Origin of the sequence: Glutamicibacter sp. JL.03c (assembly GCF_025854375.1) — a bacterium.
GTDB lineage: Bacteria > Actinomycetota > Actinomycetes > Actinomycetales > Micrococcaceae > Glutamicibacter.
This window is the reverse complement of sequence record NZ_CP107575.1, coordinates 2,543,531-2,567,893: the sequence shown is the minus strand read 5'-3', so window position 1 is coordinate 2,567,893 and position 24,363 is coordinate 2,543,531. Positions and strand designations below refer to the sequence as shown.

Annotated in this window: 23 protein-coding genes; 17 read left to right on the top strand and 6 right to left on the bottom strand. The window is 60.8% G+C overall.

Annotated elements, in window-relative coordinates:
- The first annotated feature begins 81 nt into the window (after nucleotides 1-81).
- On the top strand, nucleotides 82-858 hold the full coding sequence (gene nth / locus OF385_RS11915; protein ID WP_264275550.1) for an endonuclease III: 777 nt from the start codon (nucleotides 82-84) through the stop codon (nucleotides 856-858).
- Nucleotides 855-1,532 (top strand): NUDIX hydrolase, encoded by a 678-nt coding sequence (locus OF385_RS11910; protein WP_264275549.1) that lies wholly within the window; start codon nucleotides 855-857, stop codon nucleotides 1,530-1,532. Before nth ends, OF385_RS11910 begins: the two co-directional genes overlap by 4 nt.
- A gap of 11 nt (nucleotides 1,533-1,543) precedes the next feature.
- On the opposite strand, the gene OF385_RS11905 is transcribed toward OF385_RS11910, so the two are convergent.
- Complete coding sequence (locus OF385_RS11905; RefSeq protein WP_264275548.1) at nucleotides 1,544-3,193, bottom strand: bifunctional 3'-5' exonuclease/DNA polymerase; 1,650 nt, start codon at nucleotides 3,191-3,193, stop codon at nucleotides 1,544-1,546.
- An 87-nt stretch (nucleotides 3,194-3,280) separates the two neighbouring features.
- Here OF385_RS11905 and OF385_RS11900 point away from each other — a divergent pair, with 87 nt between their 5' ends.
- The 7 genes from OF385_RS11900 to OF385_RS11870 all read left to right on the top strand — a co-directional run bounded on the left by OF385_RS11900 (nucleotide 3,281) and on the right by OF385_RS11870 (nucleotide 7,917).
- Complete coding sequence (locus tag OF385_RS11900; protein WP_264275547.1) at nucleotides 3,281-4,402, top strand: hypothetical protein; 1,122 nt, start codon at nucleotides 3,281-3,283, stop codon at nucleotides 4,400-4,402.
- Nucleotides 4,399-5,649, top strand: coding sequence for a TadA family conjugal transfer-associated ATPase (locus OF385_RS11895; RefSeq protein WP_264275546.1), 1,251 nt, complete (start codon nucleotides 4,399-4,401; stop codon nucleotides 5,647-5,649). The genes OF385_RS11900 and OF385_RS11895 overlap by 4 nt, the downstream gene beginning before the upstream one ends.
- Nucleotides 5,643-6,311, top strand: coding sequence for a type II secretion system F family protein (locus tag OF385_RS11890; RefSeq protein WP_264275545.1), 669 nt, complete (start codon nucleotides 5,643-5,645; stop codon nucleotides 6,309-6,311). The genes OF385_RS11895 and OF385_RS11890 overlap by 7 nt, the downstream gene beginning before the upstream one ends.
- Entirely contained in the window at nucleotides 6,308-6,844 is a 537-nt protein-coding gene (locus OF385_RS11885) for a type II secretion system F family protein (protein WP_264275544.1), read from the top strand. Before OF385_RS11890 ends, OF385_RS11885 begins: the two co-directional genes overlap by 4 nt.
- A 141-nt stretch (nucleotides 6,845-6,985) precedes the next feature.
- Entirely contained in the window at nucleotides 6,986-7,168 is a 183-nt protein-coding gene (locus OF385_RS11880; RefSeq protein ID WP_022874271.1) for a DUF4244 domain-containing protein, read from the top strand.
- Nucleotides 7,169-7,171: 3 nt separating this feature from the next.
- Nucleotides 7,172-7,507 (top strand): TadE family type IV pilus minor pilin, encoded by a 336-nt coding sequence (locus OF385_RS11875; RefSeq protein ID WP_264275543.1) that lies wholly within the window; start codon nucleotides 7,172-7,174, stop codon nucleotides 7,505-7,507.
- The gene (locus tag OF385_RS11870) at nucleotides 7,504-7,917 is read left to right on the top strand and encodes an Rv3654c family TadE-like protein (RefSeq protein WP_264275542.1); all 414 of its coding nucleotides are present in this window, start codon (nucleotides 7,504-7,506) and stop codon (nucleotides 7,915-7,917) included. Before OF385_RS11875 ends, OF385_RS11870 begins: the two co-directional genes overlap by 4 nt.
- Here OF385_RS11870 and OF385_RS11865 read toward each other — a convergent pair whose 3' ends face one another.
- Nucleotides 7,918-10,248 (bottom strand): DEAD/DEAH box helicase, encoded by a 2,331-nt coding sequence (locus tag OF385_RS11865; protein WP_264275541.1) that lies wholly within the window; start codon nucleotides 10,246-10,248, stop codon nucleotides 7,918-7,920.
- A 101-nt stretch (nucleotides 10,249-10,349) separates the two neighbouring features.
- Nucleotides 10,350-11,006, bottom strand: a complete 657-nt coding sequence (locus OF385_RS11860) for a GNAT family N-acetyltransferase (protein WP_264275540.1) — start codon at nucleotides 11,004-11,006, stop codon at nucleotides 10,350-10,352.
- Between the two features lie 163 nt (nucleotides 11,007-11,169).
- Here OF385_RS11860 and OF385_RS11855 point away from each other — a divergent pair, with 163 nt between their 5' ends.
- Nucleotides 11,170-12,069 carry a rhodanese-related sulfurtransferase gene (locus tag OF385_RS11855; RefSeq protein WP_028268361.1) on the top strand — a complete coding sequence of 300 codons (900 nt, stop codon included), beginning with the start codon at nucleotides 11,170-11,172 and terminating at the stop codon, nucleotides 12,067-12,069.
- A 70-nt stretch (nucleotides 12,070-12,139) separates the two neighbouring features.
- Here the strand turns inward: OF385_RS11855 and OF385_RS11850 are convergent, their stop codons facing one another.
- Nucleotides 12,140-12,718, bottom strand: coding sequence for a GNAT family N-acetyltransferase (locus OF385_RS11850; RefSeq protein WP_264275539.1), 579 nt, complete (start codon nucleotides 12,716-12,718; stop codon nucleotides 12,140-12,142).
- Nucleotides 12,719-12,791: 73 nt separating this feature from the next.
- On the opposite strand from OF385_RS11850, the gene OF385_RS11845 reads away from it, so the two are divergent.
- The 6 genes from OF385_RS11845 to proC all read left to right on the top strand — a co-directional run bounded on the left by OF385_RS11845 (nucleotide 12,792) and on the right by proC (nucleotide 20,746).
- The gene (locus tag OF385_RS11845; protein WP_264275538.1) at nucleotides 12,792-14,381 is read left to right on the top strand and encodes a methyltransferase; all 1,590 of its coding nucleotides are present in this window, start codon (nucleotides 12,792-12,794) and stop codon (nucleotides 14,379-14,381) included.
- Between the two features lie 23 nt (nucleotides 14,382-14,404).
- Entirely contained in the window at nucleotides 14,405-15,055 is a 651-nt protein-coding gene (locus OF385_RS11840; protein ID WP_264275537.1) for an ArsR/SmtB family transcription factor, read from the top strand.
- Between the two features lie 148 nt (nucleotides 15,056-15,203).
- A complete protein-coding gene (topA, locus tag OF385_RS11835; RefSeq protein WP_264275536.1) occupies nucleotides 15,204-17,963 on the top strand; it encodes a type I DNA topoisomerase in 2,760 nt (919 codons plus the stop codon).
- 32 nt (nucleotides 17,964-17,995) lie between these two features.
- Nucleotides 17,996-19,015, top strand: coding sequence for a Ppx/GppA phosphatase family protein (locus OF385_RS11830; protein ID WP_022874261.1), 1,020 nt, complete (start codon nucleotides 17,996-17,998; stop codon nucleotides 19,013-19,015).
- Between the two features lie 59 nt (nucleotides 19,016-19,074).
- Entirely contained in the window at nucleotides 19,075-19,899 is an 825-nt protein-coding gene (locus tag OF385_RS11825; protein ID WP_264275535.1) for a sugar phosphate isomerase/epimerase family protein, read from the top strand.
- A gap of 4 nt (nucleotides 19,900-19,903) precedes the next feature.
- On the top strand, nucleotides 19,904-20,746 hold the full coding sequence (gene proC / locus OF385_RS11820) for a pyrroline-5-carboxylate reductase (protein ID WP_264275534.1): 843 nt from the start codon (nucleotides 19,904-19,906) through the stop codon (nucleotides 20,744-20,746).
- An 84-nt stretch (nucleotides 20,747-20,830) separates the two neighbouring features.
- On the opposite strand, the gene OF385_RS11815 is transcribed toward proC, so the two are convergent.
- Both OF385_RS11815 and OF385_RS11810 read right to left on the bottom strand, forming a co-directional pair.
- Nucleotides 20,831-21,502, bottom strand: coding sequence for a potassium channel family protein (locus OF385_RS11815; RefSeq protein WP_022874258.1), 672 nt, complete (start codon nucleotides 21,500-21,502; stop codon nucleotides 20,831-20,833).
- A complete protein-coding gene (locus tag OF385_RS11810; protein WP_264275533.1) occupies nucleotides 21,495-22,928 on the bottom strand; it encodes a TrkH family potassium uptake protein in 1,434 nt (477 codons plus the stop codon). The genes OF385_RS11815 and OF385_RS11810 overlap by 8 nt, the downstream gene beginning before the upstream one ends.
- 207 nt (nucleotides 22,929-23,135) lie before the next feature.
- Between OF385_RS11810 and OF385_RS11805 the strand changes: the two genes are divergently transcribed.
- Entirely contained in the window at nucleotides 23,136-24,305 is a 1,170-nt protein-coding gene (locus OF385_RS11805; protein WP_264277915.1) for an acetoin utilization protein AcuC, read from the top strand.
- The last annotated feature ends 58 nt before the right edge of the window (nucleotides 24,306-24,363 follow it).

Genomic DNA, 24,363 nt, shown 5'->3' with positions numbered 1-24,363 from the left:
GAACAGCATCGCCTCACGACGTCCGAGGGTGAAAAGTGCCCGAACACATGACACGATCTATGCGTGGCGAATAAAGCGAAAATGGAAACCGAATTGGGGCTCAAGCGACGGGCGCGCAAGATCAATCGGGTACTGGCAGACACCTACCCCTATGCCGTCCCCGAACTGGATTTCGAGAACCCCTTCGAACTGCTGGTCGCCACGGTGCTCTCGGCCCAGACCACCGACGTGAGGGTCAACGCGATCACCCCGGCGCTCTTCACCCGGTTCCCTGACGCGCTGGCGATGAGCCAAGCCGATCGTTCCGAGCTTGAGGACCTGATCCGCCCCACCGGGTTCTTCCGGGCCAAAACCGACTCGCTGCTGGGGCTGTCCGCTGCCTTGGTGCAACGTCACGACGGGCGGGTGCCCCCGAAGATCGGGGAACTGGTCAAGCTTCCCGGGGTGGGGCGCAAAACTGCCAATGTGGTGCTGGGCAATGCCTTCGGTGTCCCGGGGATCACCGTGGATACCCACTTCGGGCGCCTGGCCAACCGCTTGGGCTGGACCGATGAAACCGACCCGGTGAAGGTCGAGCATGCGGTAGGGGAGCTGTTCGAGAAACGCGATTGGACCATGCTCAGCCACCGCGTGGTCTTCCACGGCCGCAGGATCTGCCATGCGCGCAAACCGGCCTGCGGCGTCTGCCCGATCGCCAAGCTGTGCCCCTCAAACGGGATCGGCGAGGAAATACCAGCCAAGGCAAAACAGTTGCTTAAGTATGAGCTTGCTCCCGGGCGGGAGGATCTGCTGGCAAAAATGCAGGCAGGCGCGACCCGGAGGCAGCTGAGAGCCGAAGGATATGGACTAGACGCATGAGCGCACGCAGCGAGTTGAAACAGGTTATCGCCAGGCATTCGGTGACCGCCGGGGCCACCCGGAAACTGCCCAATGAGTGGATCGACATGGATCTTGAGGGCAACCCGGCGCGCAAGGCCGCGGTGCTGATCCTCTTTGGCGCGGCCGGCAACACCCCGCTCGCCGAACAAGCCGGCGCCCAGGACCTGGACCTGCTCTTCGTGGAACGCGCCACCACCCTGCGCAAGCATGCCGGACAGATCGCCTTCCCCGGAGGCGGCATCGACCAGGAGGATTCCAGCGTCGCCGATGCCGCGCTGCGCGAAGCCTGGGAGGAAACCGGCGTGGACACCAGCGGCATCGAGGTGCTGGGCCATCTGAGCGAAACCGAGCTGCCGGTCTCCAACTTCCTGGTCACCCCGGTGCTGGGCTGGTGGCATACCGAATCCACAGTCCACGCCGTTGACCCTGCGGAAAGCGCCGGCGTCTTCCGCGCCCCGGTGTCCCAGCTGCTGGATCCGAAGAACCGCTTGACCGGGGTGGTGCAGCGCAACGGGCAGAAGTTCACCTCGCCCGCCTTCCAATTCGGCGAACGCATCATCTGGGGATTCACCGCGATCGTGCTGGACCGGCTGTTCACCGACCTGGGCTGGACCCGCGAATGGAACCCGCAACGCGAACTGCGCATGGCCTGAAACCAGGTGCGCTACTTGGCGTCCCCGTAGTTGGGGGAAACCGCGACGCTGACCGGGAAGTGCGGGGACGCGGCACCAAAGAGCGTGCGGCCGGCCAGCAAGGCGGCATGCTGGATCAGCCGCTGCAGCTGCTCGGCCAGCTCCTCGGGGCATTCGAAGACGATCTCGTCGTGCACGAAGAAGACCTGCTGGCAATCCCGGCCCCACCCCGCCTGATGGATCAGGTGGCGGGCATGGCCCATCCACACCAGGGCCCATTCGGCCGCGGTCGCCTGGACCACGAAATTCCGGGTGAATCGCCCACGCGCCCGGGCCGCGGCGTCGGCAGAGCGCTGGGAGGCCTCATCGGCGGTCTCGCGCTGGGCCCGCAACCACTGCTCATCTGCCGGCGGGCAGCCGCGGCCCAGGAAGCTGCGAACGCCGTCGCCCTGCTGCCCGGCCAGCGCCGCTTGCTCCACGAAGCGCATTGCCGTGGGGAAGCTCTTGGTCAGCGCGGCGCCGACCGTGCCGCTGGCTCCGCCGCCACCGCCATAGATCACCGAGAGCATTCCCAGCTTGGCGTCTTGGCGGGTCGAAACCAGCTTCGCATCCAAGAGCCACTGATACAGGTCATCCTGCTGGCCGGCCTGCTGCAATTGCTGGTCATGGGAGATCGCTGCCAGGATGCGCGGTTCCAGCTGCCGGCCATCGGCGACAACAAAGGTGCGTCCCGGATTGGTGCGCACGACCTGGCGGATAGCATGGGGCAGCTGCAAGGCGCCGCCTCCGGAGGCAGCCCACCTCCCGGAGACCACGGTGCCCAGGACGTAATGCGGGTGGAAGCGGCCGTTTTTCACCCACTGGTCCAGCCACATGTCTCCGTGGGCGCTGGCCAGTCGCGAGAGCTTCTTGTACTCCATGACTTGCTGGATGACCGGGTGGCTGATCTGCTCCAGCTCCCAGGCACGCACCGAACGCACCGCGAACCCCGCCTTGTGCAGGGCCTTGAGCAGTTCTTGGGGCGAGTCGGGATTCAGCCCGGGGGTCTTCAGCGCGGCCGCCAATTCCTGGGCTTTGGCCGCCAGCTTCGGCGGGCGGGCGTACTCCGAAACCCGCTCACCGAGCTGCTCTCGCAAAAGGGCCCGGTGCCCGGCTTCATCCCATGACAGTCCCGCGTGCTCCATTTCGCAGGCGATCAGTGCCCCCACGGATTCGGCATGGATCAGCAATTCCAGGCGCTTGCGGGCTGCCGGATCCTGGGGCAGCGCCCGGCGCTGTCGGGTGTACAGGGTGATGACATCTTCCAGGGAATCGCCAAAGGCCGGCGCATCAAACAACGCATCCTGATTGAAGCGGTCGGTGGCTGGCGCCGGGTGCTCAAGGTCGAAATCCTCGACCTGTTCCGCGGCGAGCGGAGTGCGGTGCATGATGCGCTGGGCCAACGAGAGCACATAGGCCTTGGCGAGGAAAACGCCGGCGGAAATCAGCGGCTGCATCCACGGGGCGGTCCGAAGCATGGCCCAGCGAGGCTCGAATTCGGTCTCGATCCGCGTCACGACTCGCGCGAAGTCTTCGCGGGATACCGACAGGACTTCACGCAGCGGCTGCCCCGAATCGCTGTCCCGCAGATCTATGAGAGCGTAGCCATCGGGATCGGATGCAAGGAAGGCAAGGGCACTCATAACTACATTGTGCCGTGCCCAGGGCAGATATCCCCATTCGGGCCGAAGCCTGCACCGGAGCCAGCGCGCCGATGCCACGCTCAAGAAATGAAATGGCTAACCGACACTCCAACGGCTGTTGAGCCGCAGAAGAACAATCGCTTCGTGATGACGAACCTTGATGACCTCGCCTCCGTCATGCCAACAACACAGTCGCCTGCAGCCGGGCAAGCAACCACCCAGGAACCGGTATGCACCATCGTCAGCGCGGATCCGCGGATCGTAGAGTCCTGTGCCGCCATTGCGGTGGGTGCCGCGGTGCGCATCATCCAGTGCACCGACCCTGAAACGCTTCGGCTCACCGCTGGAGGCCCAGTGCTCTGGGGCAGCGACCTGGCTAGGCTGGCGGACAACGACGGGCATCGAGTGGATGTGCTGGTGGGACCCGAAACAGAAGCCAGCCACTTATGGTCGCAGGCCAGCAGATTCCCCAAAGCCCGGGTAGCCCTTTTGCCTTCTGCAGGTCAGTGGCTCGGGGAATACCTGGGGTTGTGGGCCATGCGTGCAGGCCATGGCCATACCCTGGCATTCACTGCTACCGCCGGTGGGCTGGGAACCAGCACCCTTGCCCTGCTCGTTGCCCATGCAGGAACGCTCACTGGCTTGCGCAGCGTGGTCATTGATATGGATCGGCATTCCCAAAGCCTGTGGCCACGGGCCAGCACGAGGCCGCCCACAGGTATCGGCTGGGAAGAGCTGCAGCACTCCGGCGGCCGGCTTGCAGCGCATCAGCTTGCCGAAACCCTGCCGCAACTTCGGAGCACCTCGGTGCTGACCTGGTCAGGGAGCAGCGAGCACGAGGCGGTCGAGGAACAGCTGATCATCCGGCTGCTCGCTGCCGCACGCCAGGGTTTTGATCTGGTGGTCTTGGATACCGGTCGCTACCCGCACCCCTTGCAACCGGTGATCAATCAATTCATTGACCGGCAGGTCTTCACCGCGCAGGCCTCCAACCTTCCGCCGCATGGCGAGGTAGTGCTCTGCGGGGAACAACGCGCGCGTTGTGAACCAGCGATCAGTTCGGAAATACTGGGTTCCTTTCCCATCTCATCGCGCATCCTCAAGGCGGATCAACGAGGTGAATTGCTCGACAGCTTCAAGTCACGCCGTGTGCGGCAGTCGCTGGCCGACCTCTGCCTGATTCCGCAGGTTCAAGGCCAGAGCTCATGAACACAGGAAGGCACAGCAAAGACAAAGAGGGCGGGTTCATGGCTGATGTCCTGAACGCCAAGATCCTGGAATCTGTCCGGGAACGGGCGCTGGCCTCCGGCGGACAACTCGATGCCATCGCGTTGGCTGGCGCCGTCCATGATTCCGGAGCCGCGCTGGGTGCACAGGGCGCAGCACAATCGCTGGAGTCCCTGCAGCACGAGGTCGCCGGCTTGTCAGTCCTGGAACCCTTCGCCAGGATCCCTGACGTGACCGATGTTCTCGTTGACGGGCAAGGCCAGGTCTGGACGGACTCGCCGCGTGGTTTGGAGCTCATGGAATTCAGGTTTCCTTCCGCCGAACGAGTTCGGGAATTGGCAGTGCATCTGGCCACGCTGGCCGGAAGGCGGCTGGATGCCGCTAGCCCGTTCATGGATATGAGCTTGAAAAACTATCGAGTCCACGCAGTGCTTCCGCCCATTGCCACCCAAGGCCCGCTGATTTCGATACGCGTCAAGCATGCGGGCCGACTGGGACTCGAGGAAGTCCTGCAATATTCGCCGCCATTTTGGACCCCGTTACTGCGCAGCGTCGTCCAAAGGCAGATGAACTTCCTGGTGACTGGAGGCACCGGCAGTGGCAAGACGACCTTGCTCCAAGCCATGCTCGCCGAAGCCGATGGGCAACAGCGGCTGGTGGTGGTTGAAGATTCCCAGGAACTGCAAATCAACCACCCGCACGCGGTCTCCTTGCAGACCCGCTCGGCGAATGTGGAAGCAGCTGGTCTTGTACAGCTCAAGGACCTTGTTGTTCAAGCTTTGCGCATGCGTCCAGACCGGCTGATTGTCGGGGAATGCCGCGGAGAAGAAATCAGGGACTTCTTGGCCGCAATGAATACGGGGCATCAAGGGGCAGCTGGAACATTGCATGCCAATAGCGCGGCCTCTGTCCCGGCGCGACTCGCAGCGCTTGGTGCCTTGGCGGGCTGGAGTGTCCAGGCCACGTCGTTGCAGGCTTCCAGCGCGTTGGACCTGGTGATCCACATGAGCCGCGGCGAGCGGGGACGGCGTGGGCCGATGTCCTTGGGCGCTCTGGAAACCGACGACTCAGGGCGCATGCGCGTGCGCACGCTGATCGACTTGCACAGCGAGCATCCGCTATCTGCAGGCGCGCATCAGATGCTGAAGCAAAAATTCGGGTCCACGCTCACCTCTGCACTTTCAGAGCAGTTGGAAGAGTTGAACGGCGCGGGGGAGATCCCATGTTGATCCTGATCTTGAGCGCCATGGCCCTGTGGCTTTGGCTTCCGGCCAGCAAGGAACAGGGAATCCTCTTCGTGAAAAATTGGAGGATCTGGAAAGACTCCGACCGGCGAACACAGCAGACTCATCATTCCCTGGATGACGACGCGCGCGTCATTCGCGAGCTTTCAGCATTACTGCGCAGCGGCCTGGGTTTTCATCCCGCTGTGGACGCGCTCCTGGAAGTCGAAAATGAGCCGGGACCTATTGCGCAGGCTCTCAAGGACCTGCAGGCAACCCATCGCTTGAATAATCAGCAAAGTCTTCACACATCAACAGAGCACTCTTCAGTGCAGCGTCTTCATTGGTGCCTGCAGATCTCACAGCGCAGTGGCGCGAGCCTGGCGGATGTGCTTGAACGACTGGCCGAAGATCTTGAGTCTGCTCTGGTGGCCCAGCAATCATTCGACGCGGCGATGGCCGGGCCCAAGGCCACGACGAAACTGCTGACCTGGCTGCCGCTGGTGGGGTTCGGCTTCGGCCTGCTCGTTGGCATCGATGTCCTGGGGACCCTGGCTTCTTCATGGGCTGCGCAATTGAGCGTCGCTGTTGGAGCAGGACTCTGGGCAGCGAACAGAGTGTGGTGCCAGCGCCTGATGCGGACAACAACGGCGCAGGCGTTGTCATGAACCTGCTGATTATCCTTTGCATTGCGCTCGCCGGTGTCCTGGGCTTCGGCGTGGGCTTTTCAGGGCGAACGGCGAAGCCGGGGAGCCCGATAATGCCGATGCGCAAGCATAAGGCCGAGGCGCAGCCCATCGAATTGGTGCTGGACTTGAGTGCCAGCCTTTTGGATTCTGGAATGCCCATCACCGACATCCTCGACCTGCTTGGCAGCAGCATCGAGCAGTGCCGGACCCTTCGCAGCGTAGCTAGATGCCTGGAAATGAATCTGTCCTGGGACAAAGCCTGGGAAGCCGCCCCTGGGTGGTTATCGCCCTTGCAAAAGGCGTTGCACTTCGCCCATAGCACTGGAGCGCCGGCCGCGACATTACTGCGCAATACCGCAGCCCTGCAGCGCAGGGAACACACCCAAAAGGTGGCTCGGCTCGGTGCGCAGTTCGGTACACGGCTTGTGCTGCCGCTGGGCGCCTGCGCTTTGCCAGCGTTCATCGCCTTAGGTGTAGTGCCGCTGATCATCGCGTTGTTCCCCAGCATGTAGTGCCCAGCCCATGGCTGCTCGAAGAAGTTATACCCAAATCGCTGCGAAGCGCAGAGCGATATCCCGCAGCTGGCTGACAGTGGGATTACGTCGTCAACGGCATCCAGGCCGTCGACAAGAAAACCAAGAAAGGTCAAAACAATGAACCGACAATTCCGCGAGATCATGGATCAGCTGGAGGACGAGCAAGGCTCCACCACCGCCGAATTCGCTATGGTCACCCTGGCAGCCGTGGCTTTCGCCGGGCTGCTGATCAGCATCCTTTCCAGCGGTGATGTACGTGGAATGCTGATGGGCCTGATCACCAAAGCCTTGTCGCTGTAGGCCATGAAGTTCAGTGACGACAAGGGGAGCAGCACCGCGGAGTTCGCGGTGCTGCTCCCCGCGGTCGCGTTGATGCTTTCACTGCTGTTGTGTTTGGGGACGTTGGGAATACAACAAATCCAGGTCCAACAGGCCGCGGGCGCCATGGCCAGGGAACTGGCCCGCGGCGAAGACCAGGCGACAGCGCGCTCCAGCGGTGTTCGACTGGCCGGGAATAAAGCCAGTTTCGCTATTTCCCAGGGTGGAGGGTTCGCCAAGGCCACTGTTCGAAAAACGGTGCGGATTCCCATCGTGGGAGGAATCCAAATTCGTGGCGAGGCGAGTGTGGCAGTCGAATGAACCAGTATTTTTCGCTTCTGAAATCTCCGAGGGGCAGCGGCACTGTTGTCACTGCCGCCTTGGTGATCGTTGCTCTGCTTTTGGCCGGGGCAATTCTCGCGTGGGTGGCCGCGGTACAAGCGGCGATGAATGCGGCAGCCGCCGCCGACTTGGCTGCCTTGGCCGGGGCAGACACCGCGCGGGGATTGCGTCCGGGGAATCCCTGCGAGGTCGCCAGTTCTTTGGCCCAGGCGAATCAAGCGTCCCTTGAAACCTGCATTGTTGAACCCGACGGGCAAACGGTCACGGTTTCTGCCAAGGTCCCGGTGTCATTCCAGGCCTTGGGTCTCGAGCTTTATTCCGCGACGGCCAAAGCCCGGGCAGGAGCACCGCCGCTGGATCAGGCTGAGCGAGATGGACAAGCCAGATGACTAGCGGTGGTGACGTGGTTCCACATCATCCAAGACGGCGCTCAGGAGCGTGATGGCCCCGGCTTTATCCAGCGGGTTATTTCGATTGCCGCATTTGGGTGATTGCACGCAGCTAGGGCAACCATGCTGGCACTCACATGATTCGATGGCGTCCCGTGTTGCCCTGACCCAGTCGGTAAATCGTTCGAAGCCGCGCTCGGCAAAACCCGCTCCACCGGGCTGGGCATCATAGACGAAGATGGTCGGGTGCCCAGTATCCATATGCAGCGCTGTGGAAACGCCACCGATATCCCAACGGTCGCTGGTCGCAACCAGCGGCAATAAGCCAATCATCGCGTGCTCGGCAGCATGCAACGCACCGGGGAACTGGTCGACGGTGAGCCCGGCGCGCAACAGTCGCTGCTCGGTCATCGTGAACCACACGGATTTGGTGTTCAGGTCGCGGGCCTCCAGTTCCAAGGGCTCCTCAGAGAGCACCTCATTGGAGGCGACGGACTTCCGCTGGAACGAGACAACCTGGGTGGTGACAGTGACTTCACCGAAATGGATATTCAGATCACGGTGGCAGCTCTTGCGCTCCTCGGCTTCCACGGCGACGGTAGTCAGGTCCCGTGCTGTGGTGTAGTAGTCAGGGTTCACTCGGGCCACCACCACTACATGGTTTTGCTCGTCCAATTCCTCGACGTGGTAGCTGGCGCCTTGATGGACGTAGATGGCCCCGGGGTGCGCTTGGTAATGAGTTTGCGGCGAATCCATGGTTCCCAGCAATGCGCCGGTATCCGCATCAATGATGTCCACTGGGCCTCCGCCGTCTGCACGGATGGAGAACATCGCAGCCGCATGCTGGGGGTGGGTCCAGAACCAGCCGGCCGGGCGGCGCCTGAGGTAGCCGCGTTGGACCAGTGATTCCAAAAGCTCTTCGGTGTGAGGTCCGAAAAGCTCGAGCTCCTCCGGACGCAACGGGGATTCTTGGGCTGCCGCGCACAGGTGACCACTGAGCACGTATTTATTGTGAGGATCAAAAACTGTCGCCTCGACGCCCAAATCGAAAATGGCCTCGGGATGGTGGGCAAGGTATGTATCCAGTGGATCTTCCCCGGCAACGAAGATGGCCAAGGCATCCTGCCCCGAACGGCCTGCGCGACCGATTTGCTGGAAGAACGAGGCACGTGTGCCTGGCCATCCTGCAACAACCACTGCATCGAGCCCGGCGATATCAATGCCCAATTCCAGGGCCGAGGTAGAGGTAACGCCAAGAAGCTCCCCGCTGCGAAGCTGCCTTTCGACTTCACGGCGTTCAGTAGGAAGGTAGCCGGAACGATAGGCCGCTAGGCGAACCGAGAGCTCGGGCGCGAAGCGTTCAAGATGCTTGCGCGTGAGCGTGGCGATGGTTTCGGCGCCCCGACGCGACTTGATGAAGACGATGGTCCGGACGTGGTCTGCCATGAGGTCGGTGAGAATGGAGGCGCTTTCGGCAATCGCCGTGCGGCGCACTGGAGCCCCGTTTTCGCCGCGGTGTTCCGTCAGCGGAGGTTCCCACAAACCGATGACAAGTTCCCCGCTGGCCGAGAAATCATGGGTAACTGCCTGGGCTGGAGCACCGATAAGCCGGCCGAATGATTCTTCCGGATCGGCGCTTGTGGCGGAGGCTCCAATAAAAACAGGGGAGTTGCCGTAGTGCGCGCAGATCCGGCGCAGTCGGCGCATGAGGTTCGCCACGTGCGCCCCGAAAACCCCGCGGTAGGAATGGGCCTCGTCGATGATGATGTACCGCAACCGCTTGAAGAACCTAGACCAGGCCGGATGATTCGGCATGATCCCTCGGTGCAGCATATCGGGATTGGTGAATACGAAGTTCGCGTGCTGGCGGACCCAGGTCCTTGTCGCCTGGTCGGTGTCGCCATCGTAGGCGGAGGCGCGCACGCCGGCGATATCGAGGGCCTGCACCGCCGAAAGCTGGTCCGCCGCCAGGGCCTTGGTCGGGCAGATGTAGAGGATTGATGCCGCGGAGTCCGCGTCATTGAATCCGCTGTCCCGGGTTTTGAACAGGACATCCAGGCTTGGCATCAGATAGGCCATCGATTTTCCGGAGGCTGTGCCGGTGGAAACGATGGTGTGCTGGCCCTCGTGGATCAGGTTGGCGGCTTGGGCCTGGTGCAGCCAAGGGCGCTGGATTCCCAAGCCCTGGAAAGTCTCAACCAGTTCTGTGCTCAACCATTGGGGCCAGTCGCTGGTGATTTCATCCTTGGCGGCCCGGGAACGGCGATGCAGCACGGCCTCGGGATCATTGCTCCGGTCATACGGATCCAATAGAGAACGCACTGACTTCACGTGGACGCCTTTCGGAACCAAAAATCGCTGAAGTTAAAGACTATCGCCGTACCCAGCGGTTTGATGCGCTGGATACGGCGAGAGGAAAAATACTGGAAGGCTTAGCCCTTGAACATCACGACTTTGCCCAGGGAGGTCCATCCCAAGGAAGCATAGAGCTGCTGTCCATCGACCGAAGCGATTAGCAGTCCTTCATCAACGTCGTGTTCCTGGGCCAAGGAAGCCAAGGCGCGCATGATCAAGGTGCCAAGGCCCTGGCGGCGGAAGTCGGCGCCGGTGATGATGCGGTCGAAGATGGCGAAGCCACTGACTGCAGACACATGACCCGAAGCGGCAACAAGTTCTTGGTTGTCCTCGGGGTGCAGTGAAACGTATGCGTGGGTGCCGTCGCGTTCAATCTGGAAGACGAAACCGTCAGCAGGCAGTGGAACCTCGACGTCATGCACAGCCAGCTCGGTGACCATCAGTGCTTCGTCATCGGAGGTGACCTGCAAGCCAACTTCATTGGCGATTGCGACCAGGTTCTCAGCAGAAGCGTCGAAGGCGGTCAGTCGACGATTAGGGTGCTTCTTCAAGGTTTCGGCGACCGCGGCTAGTTCTTCTTTGGAGGGGCCGTAGATTACGTATTCCCAGTCCTCAGTAGTGTCGTGGCGCAGAGCAGCGTGGACGCGTCCCTCATTGCGAGTTTCATAGCCACGGGCTCCTGCCCAGCCGGTTACCCAGGTGCCGATCAGTTCATCGCTTGCGTTTGATGCCATAATTTGACCCTACCTTGTCTTTCCTAGGAATTTGCTGACATTGAACCAATCGTTGCCTACTTGAAACTATTGGACTACCGGAGTGCCGGAAAAACGGGACAAATCAGTGTGACGTTGCTCTTTTACTCGGCGTTTCGCGACCAGAAGCTACTAATATTGTATGGTGGCCATTCATCGCATTGTTCTGTATTACGCATTTACTCCGCTCCCTGACCCAGAAGCTATTCGCCTGTGGCAGCGTTCATTACTGGAGCGCTGGGGACTGCGCGGACGAATCATCATCTCCAAAGACGGCATCAACGGCACCGTCGGTGGTGAGATCTCTGCCGTCAAGGCTTATGTGAAAGCTACTCGCGAGCTTCCTGCCTTCAAGAAGATGGATATCAAGTGGTCCGAAGGCTCCGCCGAAGACTTCCCCCGCATCTCGGTAAAGGTCCGCGACGAGATCGTCACCTTCGGCGCGCCAGGAGAGCTCGAAGTCGATGAGAACGGTGTTGTCGGCGGCGGCACGCATCTGCGCCCCGAAGAACTGCACGAGCTGGTGGACACCAAGAAGAAGTCCGGTGAAAAGGTCCATTTCTTCGATGGGCGCAACGCTTTCGAGGCGCAGATCGGCAAGTTCAAGGACGCTATCGTTCCCGAGGTGGACACCACGCGCGACTTCGTGGCCGAGCTGGACTCCGGCAAGTACGACCACCTGAAGGATCAGCCTGTGGTCACCTATTGCACCGGCGGAATCCGCTGCGAAGTCTTGTCGGCCCTCATGGTCAAGCGCGGCTTCCAAGAGGTCTACCAGATGCAGGGCGGCATCGTGCGCTATGGCGAGAAGTACGGTGACGAAGGCCTGTGGGAAGGCTCGCTCTACGTCTTCGACAAGCGCATGCACACCGAGTTCTCCGAGAACGCGGCAACCATCGGCAAATGCGTGGGCTGCGAGGGCCCAACAAACAAGTTCGAGAATTGCTCGAACCCAACCTGCCGCAATTTGCGCTTGTTCTGCGAAGACTGCGCGAAGGACGAAAACCTTCGCCGCTGCCCGGATTGCAGCAGCGTCGACGCCTAGAAAGCGCCACTAAATGTGCATCGGCACCAGCTTTCATTCATGATCGCTGGTGCCGATTTCTTTTTGCTGATTATGCGGCTGGTTCAGGCCACAGACCCATCGAAGCGTCGCGCACCTGCGAATCCTCGGCTTCGGTGCGATAGATCTTCAGCCCCCGGGCCTGATAGTTCGGCAGGGCCGCGGGCCCATCGAGGGAACAGGTATGAAGCCACACGCGGGTGATGCCGGGAAGCCCGGGCCAGCGCGTTGCAAGGCTCCAAGCGCGGTCCAGCGCTTCGGTGAGCAGTACGCCTCCGAGCCCCTGGCCGGTGGCTTCCGGGAAAAGACCGAAGTAGAAGATCTCGACCTCGCTGCCTGTGGCCCCGCTAGCGGTGACGAGCTCAAAATATCCCTTGGGTGAGCCATCGAGATAAAGGACCCAGGTTTCGGAACCTGGGCGTTGCAAGACTTCATTCCATTGCTCGCGTGTTGAATCCAGCCTGTCGGCCCAATTCAATTCGCTGCCTACGCATTGGTAGAGGAACCGCGAGTACTCCGGGGTGATCCCGGCCGCCAATTCGATGCGGGCAGTGCCCGGCAGGGACCGGGAGGAGGGGATGACTTCGCTGGGGCTCAGCTGCTGGAGAAAGGTGACTGTCACTTGCGTCATGTCCATATCCTAGTGTCGCCGTGGCGCGATCGCCTATCTTCCGGCGGTTGCGTGACTAGGTAGACTGGAAGGTGTGAATGCCGCTGAATTTTCTGCCCTAGACGATACCCCTCAGAGCGCCGACCAAGCCCTGCTCGACTTGCTTGCAACGGATTTGGGCAACGTGGACTACCGCTACGAGCCGGTTGCCGAATTGCTCGGCGAGGAAGCGGCGGCGGCTTTCGCGCGAGATCAGATTCATCCTGCGTTGCGGATCCTGGACCGGCAGAAGCCGGATACCGACTTGGTGACCGTGGTGCGGCTCTTCCAGTTGGGGCAGACCGCAGATGAATCCGCCATCAACACCGCCTTCAGCGAACTGAAAACCGAGGGCCTGCTCAAGCTGGGACTCATCGAGTCTTGGGCCAATGGATTTCGTGCCACCGTCGCGTTGGCGCTGCATTCCTCCGATGCCGATGGCGAACTGTGGGTGGCCCATGATCTCGGCGCGCACCAGCGCCCAGGGGTCCTTCGCACCGATCACGTTCTGGGAATCGGGCAGGCTTCACTGACGCTGGCCCAGCTGACCATTCGCGCCGATGTCGAACGCGCCCTTGATCTCGGAACCGGCTGCGGCATCCAGCTCTTCCACTTGCTCTCGCACACCCGGCACGTCACGGCCACCGACCTGTCCAAGCGCGCGCTGGGATTCGCCCGCTTCAACCTGCTGCTCAACCACCGCGCGCTCAAGCTCGATCCGCAAGACCTGGAATCACGGGTCACGCTGCTTCAGGGCAGCTTGTTCGAGCCGGTAGCTGGCCAGCGATTCGACCTGATCGCCAGCAACCCGCCGTTCGTGATCACTCCGCGCAGATCCACCGAGCGAGCCAAAGACCGGTTCACCTACCGCGATGGCGGCATGGCGGGGGACCGGCTGGTAAGCACCCTGATCGAGCAGGCTCCTGAATTCCTGAACCCCGGTGGCTCGATGCAGATGCTCTCCAACTGGGAGATTCCTCGCCTAGAAGATGATTCGAACGCCGCATGGGATGCACGGGTGCGCCAGTGGTTCGGCGACAGGCTGGATGTCTGGGTGATCGAACGCGAGCAGACCACGCCCAGCGGCTATGCCGAAACCTGGCTGCGCGACTCCTCGCAGACCGAAGACCAGAACTCGTACATCGCCGCGTACAACGCCTACCTCGACGATTTTGAGTCTAGGAATGTCGCTGCCATCGGCTTCGGTCTGGTGTACTTCCGACGTCCTGCAGGCCAGCGCCCGGTCCTCCAAAGCTATGAGCAGATAACGCATCCGGTCGAGCAGCCTTTAGCTCCTACCTTGCAGCGCGACATTTCGATGGCTGATGCGCTGGCCGAGGCCGGGGAAGACTTCAAGCAGTGGCATTTGCTGGTGGCTGATGACGTCACCGAAGAACGCCATCAGCGTCCTGGCGCGGAGCATCCTGGAGTGATTCTGCTGCGCCAGGGAGCGGGGCTGCGCAGGACTGAATTACTTGATACTGCGCAGGCAGGATTTGTTTCGGCGTGCGACGGCGACTTATCGGTATTTCAGCTAGTCAACGCGCTAGAATCGTTGATCGGAGAGGAGCAGGAGGATTTTGCCGAGCTGCTTTATGAAGCAGTGAAGCGCCTCTTGCTACACGGCATGCTTCGTAAAATGTGAAACAAGCGCTAAAGTTTTTGCCTATGACACGCAACACAATTGAGGAACAGGCTGAGGTTGCCTCGACGGTGGAGAGCGGAATTCCGCATCTAGTTTCCATCACCGACCCGCAAGCCATTCGAGCGTTGGCCCATGACGCTCGACTAATCGTCCTGGATGAGCTCTTCGCTTCCCAGACGACGCGTACCGCAACCGAACTCGCTTCGTTGTGCGCGCTCACACCCAGCGCCATGAGTTACCACCTGCGAGCTCTGGAGAAGTACGGCTATGTGATTCGCGCCGCCAGCGAAGGGGACGCTCGCGAACGCCGCTGGCGCGCCGCCGGCGAGCGGTTGGAGCTGAACACGCAGATCGACTCGACCAATGCAAAGACCGCGTACCTCAACGTGCAATTAAACGCATTCAGGACACGACTGAACGCTGAGGTGCAGCGACGCGAGACTGAGGCGAAGGCCGGGATCACCCCGGATCCGGATCGCCCTCCCATGCTCACCAGCGGCCTGGTCTTCCTTTCCGAGGAAAAGCAGCGTGAGTTCAACCGCAGGATGTTGGACCTTGTCTACGAGTACGAGGCGAAGGCTACTGCCGAGGAACGCAGTATTGACTCGCGTCGTATGTTCTACTTAATCTCGTTGCTTCCCGAATATCAGACGTCCGGGGAGGCAACAGCGTAAGATGCCTGGCTCAAAGCACAGCAATTCTTCGGTGTAAGATCATCGGGAAATGTGGCTATAGAGTAGGCACAAAGAACGAAGCTGTGATGTCGGATTGGATATGGGCCTGGCGAAGGTCCTGAGAATCCGTACTGTATAAAGGAGTGCTGTGCCCCCGAAGGCCAAGGAAAAGACTGGTAAGAAACTCGTAATCGTAGAGTCTCCTGCCAAGGTGAAGTCAATCGCCAAGTATTTGGGCGAGGGCTTCGACGTTGATGCTTCGGTGGGGCACATCCGCGATCTTCCACAGCCATCCGAACTTCCCACCGAGCTCAAGAAGACCTCGGTGGGCAAGTTCGCGGTTGATCTGGATAACGACTTCGAGCCGTACTACATGGTCTATCCGGACAAGAAGAAGCGAGTCTCCGAGCTGAAGGCCAAGCTAAAAGAGGCCGACGAACTCTACCTCGCAACCGATGCGGACCGCGAAGGCGAAGCCATCGCGTGGCACCTGCTGCAGGTGCTCAAGCCCAAGGTTCCGGTACGCCGCCTGGCCTTCACCGAAATCACCAAGGAAGGCATCGCCCGCGCACTGGAGAACATGCGCGAACTGGATACCGACCTCGTTGACGCCCAGGAAACCCGCCGTGTCCTGGACCGCCTCTACGGCTATGAAATCTCTCCAGTGCTCTGGCGCAAGGTGGCTCGCGGCCTGTCTGCCGGCCGCGTGCAATCGGTGGCCACCCGTCTGGTGGTCGAGCGTGAACGCGAACGCATGGCCTTCATCCCGGCAGGATACTGGGATGTCAAGGGAAACTTTGCTACGAGCAATGGCGAAGCCTTCGAAGCCAAACTTGCCGCCGTTGACGGTGCCCGTGTAGCTTCCGGCCGCGACTTCGATGACCGAGGACAGCTCAAGTCCTCGCGCAATAAGCTGGCACACCTGGACCAGGAATCCGCCCAGTCGCTGGTGACAAACCTTTCGGACACCGACTTCGCCGTCACCTCGGTGGAGGACAAGCCGTACACCCGCCGCCCGGCAGCGCCATTCACCACCTCGACGCTGCAGCAGGAAGCTTCCCGCAAGCTGCGCTGGAGCTCCAAGATCACCATGCAGATCGCTCAGCGACTGTATGAAAACGGCTACATCACCTATATGCGTACCGACTCGGTCTTCCTCTCGCAGGAAGCCACCACCGCGGCGCGCAAGCAGGCCACCGAGCTGTACGGTGCCGACTCCGTACCGGCCAAGCCACGGGTCTACAAGGCGAAGTCCGACGCGGCGCAGGAAGCCCACGAGGCCATTCGTCCCGCCGGCGATATGTTCCGCCGCCCGAAGGACGTGCGCCCGTCGCTGTCCAAGGACGAGTACGCGCTCTACGAGCTGATCTGGAAGCGCACCGTCGCCTCCCAGATGGCCGACGCCAAGGGATTCACCGCAACCATCAAATTGCAGGGCACCGCCAGCGATCGCCGTGTCGCCGAGTTCTCGGCTTCGGGAACCGTGATCACCTTCCGCGGATTCCTTGCCGCCTATGAAGAAGGCAAGGACGAGCAGGCGCTGGAAGCAGGCGCCCAGGATGCCGAAGCCCGACTGCCCCAGCTCACCGTCGGCCAGCACCTGGCTGGCGACGAGCTGCTGGCCTTGGGACATGAGACCACCCCTCCGGCGCGCTACACCGAAGCGTCGATCGTCGCCGAGCTGGAAAAGCGCGAAATCGGCCGTCCATCGACCTACGCCCCGACCATCTCCACCATCATGGATCGCGGCTACGTGACCAAGCGCGGCGGAGCCCTCGTGCCAAGCTGGATCGCCTTCTCGGTGATCCGCCTGCTCGAAGAGCATTTCGCCAAGTACGTGGACTACGACTTCACCGCCCGGTTGGAAGACGACCTGGATGAAATCGCCAAGGGCCACCGTGCACGCACCGACTGGCTGAATCTGTTCTACTTCGGCAAGGGCGCGGAAACCGCGGCCGAGGGCCTGAAGCACGTGGTCGACAATCTCGGCGACATCGATGCGCGCGCCATCAACTCGATTCGCGTCACCGATGACATCACGTTGCGCGTGGGCAAGTTCGGGCCATATCTGGAACGCGCCATCCCGGAGGGCGCCGAGGAAGGCACTGAGCCGCAGCGCGCCAACGTGCCGGAGGACCTTGCCCCGGATGAGCTGACCGCGGCCAAGGCCGAGGAGCTTTTCGCCACTTCGCAGGTGGCCGAGAAGGAGCTGGGCAACGATCCGGAGACCGGTCGGAAGATCGTGGCGAAGGATGGTCGCTATGGCGCCTATGTCACTGAAATAATTCCGGAGCCAACGGCCGAGGAACTGGCCGCCCAGCCTGTGGAGTACTACAAGAACGGCAAGCCGAAGCCGCCAAAGAAGCCTGTGAAGGTCAAGCCTCGCACCGCATCGCTGTTCAAGTCGATGACCGTGGAAACCGTGACCCTGGATGATGCGTTGAAGCTGATGAGCTTGCCTCGCGTGCTGGGCGCTGACGCCGAGGGCGAAGAGATCACCGTGCAAAATGGTCGTTTCGGTCCGTACCTGAAGAAAGGCAGCGACTCGCGCTCCATCGAAAGCGAAGACCAGATCTTCACGATCACCTTGGACGAAGCCTTGGAGATCTACTCGCAGCCAAAGCAGCGTGGCCGTCGAGCCGCGGTGCCGCCGCTGGCAGAGTTCGGCGTGGATCCTACCAGCGAGAAGAACATCGTGGTCAAAGATGGCCGTTTCGGTCCGTACATCACCGACGGCATCACGAATATCACCGTTCCCCGCGGAACCTCGCTGGAGGAGTTGACTCGTGAAAAGGCCATCGAGCTGTTGGCCGATAAGCGAGCCCGTGGTCCGGTCAAGCGCACTGCCAAGAAGGCCCCGGCTAAGAAGTCCACGACCAAGAAGACCACCGCAAAAAAGACTGACTAACAGTTCTTGCACGGCCAAATGAGGAGCGCACCATGAGACTAGGTGTCCTGGATATCGGTTCGAATACCGTTCACCTTTTGCTCGTCGATGCATACCCCGGAGCCCGCCCGGTTCCCTACGCGTCGCACAAGCGTCCACTGTCCTTGGTGCGCTACCTCAACGAATACGGTGCGATCACCGAAGAGGGCCAGCAAGAACTGATTTCGTTCATCAATGAAGCGGTGAAGTTCGCTGGCAGCCATCAGGTTGAGGACTTCATGGCCTTCTGCACCTCGGCCATCCGCGAATCCTCCAATGGTGCAATCGTGCTGGACCGGGTGAAAACCGAGACAGGCGTGAGCCTGATGGAACTGACCGGCGAAGAAGAAGCCGGGATGACGTTCTACTCGGTACGCCGCTGGTTCGGCTGGTCTTCCGAGTCCATCCTGAATCTGGACATGGGTGGAGGTTCGCTGGAACTGGCGTGGGGGACCGACGAGTTCCCGCAGGCGGCTTTTTCGGTTCCGCTGGGCGCTGGCCGCCTGACCCGCGAATGGTTGCCTAACGACCTGCCTTCCATCAAGGAAGTTAAGGAACTGCGCACCTACGTCCGTGACGTTCTCAGCGACCCCGCGACGGAGCTGCGCCAATACGGCAAGCCGACCTTGGCCACTGCCACGTCAAAGACTTTTCGTTCGCTCGCCCGCATCACTGGCGCTGCTCCGAGTGATGAGGGCCCGTACGTCAAGCGCGTCTTGAATCGGGAAGCCCTCAAGCTCTGGACCAACCGCTTGACCGCGATGAGCTGGGCTGAGCGTGCCGAACTGCCCGGCGTGTCGGAGATCCGTGCTCCGCAGCTGCTGGCCGGTGCGATCGTCGCCCACGAGGCCATGAGCGCGCTGAAATTGAAATCAGTGCGAATTTGTCCGTGGGCAATTCGTGAAGGTTTGATGTTGCGACGCTTTGATCACGTGATGTTTGACTCTGCGACACCGCTCAGTAGTAGCGTTGGTGTTGGGGAAGTTGCGCTGGCTCATGAGAAACATCAATTTCTCGCCGAGCCGAGCAACTAGACTTTCCCGGTGATACAGGTGTCCCATTCAATGGGGGACACGGTAACAGGAGGCAGGGCATGGAAGACCAGAAGAGTTCTTATAAGGTGCCAGTCACCTTGTCCAGCGCGTCCGTCTATCCGCTGAGTGTTCATGATGCCTTCGCCATGGCCAAAGACGTTGGATACGATGGCATTGAAGTGCTGGTTACCGGCAATGCTGCGAGCCAGTCGGCCGGCGCGCTCAAGGGGCTGATGGACAAATACCAGCTGCCCATCATGGCTATCCATGCTCCAACCTTGCTGCTCACCCAGCAGGTGTGGGGTGCGGCCTGGGCCAAAATCGAGCGATCGGTGATCCTCGCCCAAGCCGTGGGAGCCAGTGTCGTGGTGGCCCACCCACCCTTCAGGTGGCAAGGATCCTACGCCGAGGACTTCGGCGAAGGCGTGCAACGCCTGATCGACACCACCGGGATGAAAATTGCCGTGGAGAACATGTACCCATGGCGCGCTCGTGGCCGCGAGGCCAAGATGTACCTTCCGCACTGGAATCCCGTCCCTCAGCCTTATCAGCACGTCACTTGGGACTTCTCACACGCTGCCATCGCCAATATGGATTCGCGGCAGGCCGTGGAGGACCTAGGTCATCGGCTGGCCCACGTGCACCTGTGCGACGGCCTGGATAACGGAAAAGATGAACATCTTGTGCCTGGTTTGGGCACTCAGCGCGTGGCAGAATCCCTGCATTATCTGCGAGACGTCCAGTGGGACGGGACGCTGGCGGTGGAAGTTTCCACTCGCAAAGCCAAAAACGCCGGCCAGAAAGAAGAATGGCTGGGAAAGACCCTTGAATTTGCTCGTGAGCATTTATCTGCGAGCTCCGACCGCGATCCAATGAAACAATGAATTCATGAGTGAAGCAACAAATAATCTGAAACTGTCCTTCCTCGGCGCAGGCTCGATGAATGGCGCCATCCTTCGCGGCATCATCGCTTCGGGTCACGACCCCAAGCTGATTACCGCCACCGTGCGTAGCGATACGCGCGCGCAGGAGCTACGCGCATTGGGCATCCACGTCCTCGTCAGTGATCAGGAGCCGGAAGCCAACCGCAAGGCCGCTGCAGCGACCGACATCATCTTCCTCGGAGTGAAGCCTGTGGGCATCACCGAGTTGTGCGACGAAATCTCCGGCGCATTGACCGCCGAGAAGGTCGTCGTTTCCGTCGCCGCGGCCATCACCCTGGAGAGCATGCAGGCGCATCTTCCTGCCGACCAGCCGGTGATTCGCTCCATGCCGAATACCCCATTGATGGTTGGTGCTGGTGTCGTGGGCATCAGCCCGGCTGCCAGCGTGAGCGATGAACAGACCAGTCTGGTAACCGAGCTGCTCTCCGGCTCAGGCGACGTACACCTCATCGATGAAGAGCAGCAGAACGCGCTGTCGGCTATCTCGGGCTCCGGCCCTGCCTATGCCTTCTACCTGGCCGAAGCAATGGCTAACGCCGGCGTGGCCATGGGACTGGACGAGAAGCTAGCCATCGACCTGGCACGTGCCACCGTCGCGGGCGCTGGCAAGATGCTTTCGGATCCCCAGGCCATCCCTGGCGAGCTGCGCAAGGCCGTCACCAGTCCCAAGGGGACCACCGAGCAGGCCATCAAGACCTTTGACGAGCAGGGCATCCCGAAGATCATTGCCGCCGGCACGCAGGCAGCTGCGGCCCGCGCAGCACAGCTGAGCGACGAGCTTGGCTAAAGACCAGCCGGAACCTAACTGAAAACGTGGCCGGTACTCCTTGAACCAGGAGTACCGGCCACGAGAGTTTTCGGAGGAGGGAACCTACGGCCTTGCGGCGAAGCGTTCGAGCAGGTCAACGTGCCCGGAAACAATCAGCACGTCTCGGCGGGTCACGATGGTGTCGGGAACCGCATACGTGAAATCCTCGCCCGGCGACTTCACGCCAACGATGGTCACGCCGTACTTGGAACGCACTTGCGACTGGGCAAGGGTGAATCCCTGGGTTTCCTTTGGGGGATACATCTTGACGATGGCGAATCCGTCATCGAACTCAATGAAGTCCAGCATGCGCCCGCCCACGAGGTGCGCGGCACGGACACCGGCATCAGCCTCGGGGTAGATCACGTGGTTGGCGCCAATGCGGGTCAGGATCTTGCCATGCGAAGGTGTAATGGCCTTGACCCACAGATGCTCAATGCCAAGATCCACGAGGTTCACGGTGATCAGCACGGAAGATTCGATCGAGGTGCCCACGCCGACGACGGCGGAAGAGAATTCCTGGGCACCGAGCTGGCGCAGCGCATCAATGTTCGTGGCATCCGCGGCGACAACGTGGGTCAACGTGCTGGCCCACTGTTGCACCAATTCCGGGCTGCGTTCAATAGCCAAGACTTCGCGGCCCTGCTTGACCAGGGTCTCAGCGACGGAGGCGCCGAAACGGCCCAGCCCTATGACGAGGACTGGGGCATTGTGATCTATATTCTTGTCAGCCAATGAGCGGCCTTTCTTCCGGAAGCTTGAATAGTGAATTGCGATGGCGCATGGTCAATGCGCTAGCCAATGTGATGCTGCCAATGCGTCCGGCAAACATCAGGATACTCAGAACGTATTTGCCCGCCGGCGGCATCTCTTGGGACACGCCGGTACTCAGACCCACGGTGGCGAAGGCCGAAATGGACTCGAAAAGCGCCCGCGAGAACCCGACCGATTCATCGATGGTGACCAAGGCTCCGGTGGCCACCATGACCAGAGAACCGCCCATGGCGACCACGGAGATCGCAACGCGCATGGTGCCCTGCGGAATCTGGCGGCCAAAGGCCTTCACATCCGTGTCGCCTCGGACTTCGGCCATGATGGCCAAGAACATCACGGCGATGGTCGTGACCTTGATGCCGCCAGCAGTGGAGGCCGAGCCGCCTCCGGCGAACATCAGCGCGTCCGTGAGCAGGACCGTGACCTGATGGATGTCGTTCTGGTCAACGAGATTGAAGCCGCCCGAACGTGTCATCGTCGAGGCGAACATGGCGTGGATGACTTTGTCGCCCACGGTCATCTCGCCCAAGGTGCGCGGGTTCGACCATTCGAAAACAAGCCAGAGGAAGGCACCGGCAAAGAGCAGGATCGTGGTGACCAGCATGGTCAGTTTGGTATGCAGATTCCATTTTTTTACGTTGAACTTATGAGCCAGCAACACCATGATGACCGGGAAGCCCAGTGATCCGGCAAAGACTCCGCCCATGAGCGGGATCAGGATCCACAGGTCGGTTTCGTAGGGGACCAGACCGTCGGAGTGCGGGGTGAAACCGGCGTTGTTGAAGGCCGACACCGCATAGAAGATGCCGTGCCACACCGAGGACAGCACGCTTTCACCCAGCACGTAGAAACGCGGAATCAGGAACAAGGCGATCAGCCCCTGCAGGCTGATGGCGGTCAAAATGACAATGCGCAGCAGCGAGCTGACCTCGCCCAGTGCGGAAGCGCCGGAGCTGTCCATGGATTTCTGGGCCATGAGCTTGGCCCTGACACCCAATTTGCGGGAAACCGCCAAGGACATGATTGACGCCAAGGTCAGAATCCCCAGGCCGCCCATGAAGGCGGCAATGAGCATGATCAGCTGGCCGACAAATGACCAGTGCACTGCCGTGGAAACAGTCGTGAGACCGGTGACGCACACGGCGGAAACAGCGGTGAACAATGCGTCGTGCAGCGGTGTGGCTTCTCCGGTGGCGGAGGAGAACGGCGCAGCCAGCAGCGAAGTGAAGACGGTAATGGCCAGGATGAAGACCCCGAGCGTCAGACGCGCGGGGGAGCGCACAGTGAAGTCGGCAAGGGACATGCGGAACGTCAGCCATTTTTTGCGACGCTGTTCGCGCAGTTCAGCTGCCTGGGCCCGAGGGCCCAGTTCACTGGCAGTGCTCATCGGTAACTCGCCGTTTCTTCGGGACAGGTGGATAACAAAAGCGGAAGTTGAAGTCCTTCTAGTAATTTACGCGTTTCGGGCGCTAAACGCTTGCCTTGCCGGCCTAAAGAATCGCAAGGTCGCCGAAAGCGCCATAAATTCATGAGTTGGATCACTATCGGGTAGCCTGAAACGGTGTTAGATCCGCAACAGGCCCCTCGGCCTACCATGGTCATGTGGGATGAAAAGTACCTGAAGTATAAATTCAGCGACTGGCATCCCATGCACCCGGCAAGGCTCGAACTGACCTATCGGCTCAGCAACGAGCTCCAAGTGCTGGACGCAGAGAACGTGAGCGTTCACGCGCCGGAGATTGCCAGCGATGCGGTGATCGGCACGGTTCACGAGCAGAGCTACATTGATCAAGTGCGCCGCGTGAGCGAGGATCCAACTCTGATTGCCGAGGATTTCGGCCTGGGCACCGAGGACGATCCGGTCTTCGCCGGGATGCATGATGCTGCCGGCCGCATCGTGGGTGGTTCCATTATCGCCGCCGAGGCGATCATGAACCAGGACACCGTGCGAGCCGTGAACTTCGCCGGTGGCATGCACCATGCGGCCAAGAACAAGGCAAGCGGCTTCTGCATCTATAATGATGCCGCGGCGGCGATCCAGCGGATGCTGGATCAAGGCGCGCAGCGGGTGGTCTACATCGATGTTGATGCCCATCATGGCGATGGCACCGAATCCATCTTCTGGGATGACGAGCGGGTGTTGACCATTTCCCTGCATGAGTCAGGGCTTTCGCTGTTCCCGGGGACAGGATTCGCCAACGATATTGGCGGCAAGCAGGCCCAAGGCAGCGCTGTGAACGTCGCCTTGCCGGCGATGACCGGGGATTCGGGTTGGATGCGGGCCTTCCACGCAATTGTCCCGCAGCTGGTCCACGCCTTCAAACCGGAAATCATCGTGTCCCAGCATGGTTGCGATGCCCACCGGGATGATGACATGACCAATTTGAAGTTGTCAGTCGATGCGCAGCGCCAGGCAGCGCTGGATATTTCCCAACTGGCCGATGACGTCTGCGAGGGGCGTTGGCTTGCCACCGGTGGCGGCGGATACAACGTCACTGCCGTAGTGCCTCGAACCTGGACCCATTTGACGGCAATCGTTGCCGGCAAGCCGGTGCCGCTGCGCACCTATGTTCCGGAGACGTTCCGCCGCTATGTTCTGGAACGATATGGTCGCGCGATGCCGTACCTGATGGGCGATGACGCACAGCTATGGTGGCGGAACTGGGAAGTTGGATACGACCCTGCTGATCCGGTGGACCGCACGATCATTGCCACACGCAAGGAAGTCTTCCCGCTCTTCGGCCTCGATCCTTGGTTTGACTGAATCCGGGATAATTACGCCGAAATCATTCGAGGTTGGAATTTCCTTCCGGAACCAGCCG